A 3,739-nucleotide genomic window follows, 5' to 3' on the forward strand; every position below is an offset into this window, starting at 1 on the left:
ACAAAAATCATCGCAAGCCCAATATAAATATTGAAACGGGCAAGTAAGGTTAATCGGTGGGTAAGTGCGGTCTGTTTTCCGGCTAAAATGCCTAAGGCACCAAATGAGGTTTCAACCGTTAAACCGCCAATCCCTCTTAACATTGCGCCATAACCGGAAACGTTATCGCCCTTATAATTCGCTTCTTTCCAGTTGCCGTATTCTATCAGCGCACCAAGCGAGGCGAATAATGTATTGGCGCTCATTAATGCTGTTTTGAAACGGGTAAAATAGCGATCGAATTTTTCCGGCGTTTTGTTTGGGTCAAGTACAATGATTTCTTTTTGTGGTGCATTTTCTATGGCGGCGTAAATTCGTTTCGTCAGTTGTTTGGCGTAACGTTCTAATCCCGTTTCTGAGTCGGCTGTGTTTTGGGCAAACATTAGCATTAATGCAAGCGTTGGATCGTTGGCTAAACGCCCCTCTAAGGTTTTACTTTTATCTTCAGAAAAGAAGTCGAAAACCGGTGCAAAGGCTAATAATTTGGTTAATCCGACATAGGTTCTCGAATTTTCTTGGAAAATAGATGCGTTTATTGGAGTTTGGGTGATCGCCGGTTGATTGTTTTTACCGCCAACCAGTTTAAAGCGTTCCTCTATTTTTCTCACCCCTTTAGGCGGTTTTACCTTGTTAGCACTGTGCTTGCCATTGTCTTTTAACTTAATTTCTTGTGTATAAGGATTGACTTCATAAACGCGTTGAATTTTCTCACGAAGCCTTATTTGAGGTGACCTTGCATAAAGATCTCTGATATATACTTTATCCACAATCACATTCACAAATAAATCATAGGCCGGCATATCAAACGTATTTGATTGCGCGAGTGTTTCTAATATGCTTAGCACTTTTCCCATATTGTCAAAACAGTCTTTTAATGACCCGTTGAGATTGTTATCAACTTGTTCAGTTGGCGGAAAATTGAATTTGGTATCTTGTGGTGGGAGCGATGAAATAACGGCATTACGTCCAAAAGGCGTCAAATCAATGCCAAATAACATGCCATGCATAAAGGTGCACCAGTTACTTGCTGCGCGTTCAGAGGGATTGGTGAATAAAATATTGCGAAGCATAGCAAGGCGTTGTGGAATGTTATGGCTATTTAAATGCTTCACCATTACGTTGGCTATATTTTTAAAAGGTTGTCCATAAAGGCTTGGAATCATCGCCATTTTATGAATGGCATTTATCCCTTTAATTTCATTTAGATTCATTTCCAAATCGCCGGCAATCACATTAAAGATTTCCTGATCGCTATTGCTGGATAGATGGCTTTTATGAATAGGTAATGCACGATAATAAGATTGTAGTGTATCGTCCTGTCTTTTACTGTACCAAGCAGCCGAGCCATCAGTTAATGCCGCGTCATAATGGTATTTGTCTTTCCAATGTTCACTTAATACATGGCTGTGAATAAGTTCTGCCGTCATTATGGCATATTCATATTTCCGCAGCTTATCTTGACGTCGTTGCATAAGATAATGATGATAATGCGCTAAATCCCGGGCCGTTCCAATGGCGTCTTCAACGGGAATGATAAATCCGGTTCCGTATTTGGGCGGAAGATGAATTGGCTCTCTTGCTTTTCCAATCGGGGCAAAGCGATATAGATTGCTTTTTTCTTGATTAATGGGGCGTGCATCGTTTGAAAAATCTTTTACGGCTTGTTCCAGATTCACTAGGGGGATAACGTCTTCATCCTGTTCCAAATTAACCCGTTTCATCCAAATTTGTCTACTGCGTTCATCTTTCATCAAAGTCGATAAAAGCTCGGGTGATAATGCCATATCACTATAAAGAATATAAAGGGTCGCGGCTGATTTGGTTATCTCAATGTATTGTTTCGCCATCAATGCCACAGGCGGGCGGGTTTTAACGGGCTCTTCATCAAGGCTTGCCGAATAAAACAGTTGTTGGAAAGCATAAGGAATACCTTCATCTTGTTCGGCAAATTCAGGGGATGAATATTGATAAAGATAAAGTTGGTAGCCGTTTGAGGTATAACTGGCTTCCTCCTCATCGGCGACATCAAGGGTGAGAATATAAATATATCCGTCGCGTGGACGGCGTAATTCATAATCGCTGTTTTCTGTTGGCAATCCTTCAGGTAAAGACAAGGCTTCGGGAGAGGTTGATATTTTTTCCAGTCTCGCAGAAGTCAGTGCCCGTCGTGCAGGATAAATGATGTTTTTCTCTTGGCATTGTGCAGAGGGAGAAATACTTTGAGCGATTTTTTTGTGTGTCGTGTGTTTTGTCATTTTTATTTTAATTGTCTGTATAAAAGGCTTGCGATTTCGTCTTTAGTGTGTCCTCGTTGGGATAAGGAGGATTTCAGTAAATCAACGTTTACATTGTTTCTATCGGCATAGAATAATGCAAGGGCATAGAAAATAATACCTTTTTTCTTTTCGTAACCTTGTGCCACTGCTTTGTCAAGGTATGTTAAAAGCCGTTTTTTATCTTCTTTTACAAAATTATCATTATAATTTTGCCAGATTTCATCTAAATAATCCTGTCTGGTATCTAACCATTTTTGATGTTTAAATCCCTCTATTTCCCAATCTGTCATCACTACCGGAGCTGCTAAGATTTCTTCAGGTAGTGCTTTCAATGTGTAGTAATGAAAACTATCGCCAAATCCGGAACCAAAAGCATAAATAATATTGTTATCATAGCCAAAAAACTTATGGAGTTTGGCGGGGTGTTTGGCGATGATGTTGAGATAATCCCGTAACACTTTCGGGTCATAAAAACGGAAGAAATGCCATTTATCACGTTCATCCTGTAACATAGGGAACTTACGTAGATGCTGGTAAACCGTATCAAAATCGGCATAGGAATGAATAAAAATACCAAGATTATCTTCCCAGTTAAAATCATGTAGGGCAGATTTTAAACTGAATAGTCCCATCATTTCACCGGTGTGAATGTGCTCTTCATCACGGATAACCTCGATTAAATAAGGTGCTACGTTTGCCATACCTTCGCCAAATTTCCCTTGAAATAGACTTTGCATTTTTGCTTTTAGAGTTAGCGTGTGAAAGAAAGGCATTTTATTCGCATCCAGGACAAAATAGACTTTCAAACTTGGTAAGTCCTTGCCATTATCACCACCATATTGGTTAAGATGTCGTTGTTGCACTGTTTTATCAATTTGTGGTTTAGGAAAATTGAATTGAATGGGATTGTTTCTCTTATCAAAATCTAACTGATTTGGAGGCATAGGGAAGTCTTGCCATAAAAGTTGTGCGATAGCTTCCGGTGCAAACAGTTCGGGCATACGGTCAAGCTGCATATCAAGCGGATTGATATTGTCAATGATATGACAATGTAGATACTCAATGTTTTCTTCAATCACCGATTGAGTAGCTTCATCATTTAAAGGAATAACGCGTATTTCATCTTCCGTGATAGTGGGTGCGTGATGAAGTAGCCAAGTTCGACCGTGGCGTTGAAAGAATACCGTTGCCGGAATGGGGGCAAGTTGAAAACGAAAGTGGGTTGAATTTTGAGAAAAGTGTGTTTGGGCTCGTTGTTCAAATTCTTCACTATTTTGAACAAAGGCTGCCAAGGCGACAAATTGATCTAACTGATGGGCTTCTTGCACGTAGGCAGTTGCCAGCCAAAGTGATTTTTTCATATAACCAATCTCAAAAACAAAGTGAAAAACGACCGCACTTTACGGGAAAAGCAAAAGTGCGGT

The 3,739-nt window shown here is 39.9% G+C and carries 2 protein-coding genes; both read right to left on the reverse strand.

The genetic code is table 11. The annotated features are described in order from the left end of the window. The coding region (locus tag BKL49_RS11635; protein ID WP_244152007.1) for a toxin VasX at window positions 1-2,294 on the reverse strand (2,294 nt) is incomplete at its 3' end. A 2-nt stretch (window positions 2,295-2,296) separates the two neighbouring features. Then, a complete protein-coding gene (locus tag BKL49_RS11640) occupies window positions 2,297-3,676 on the reverse strand; it encodes a DUF4123 domain-containing protein (RefSeq protein WP_077425653.1) in 1,380 nt (459 codons plus the stop codon). Window positions 3,677-3,739 lie beyond the last annotated feature (63 nt).

The sequence above is a fragment of the Rodentibacter myodis genome, from assembly GCF_001999305.1.
Lineage (GTDB): Bacteria > Pseudomonadota > Gammaproteobacteria > Enterobacterales > Pasteurellaceae > Rodentibacter > Rodentibacter myodis.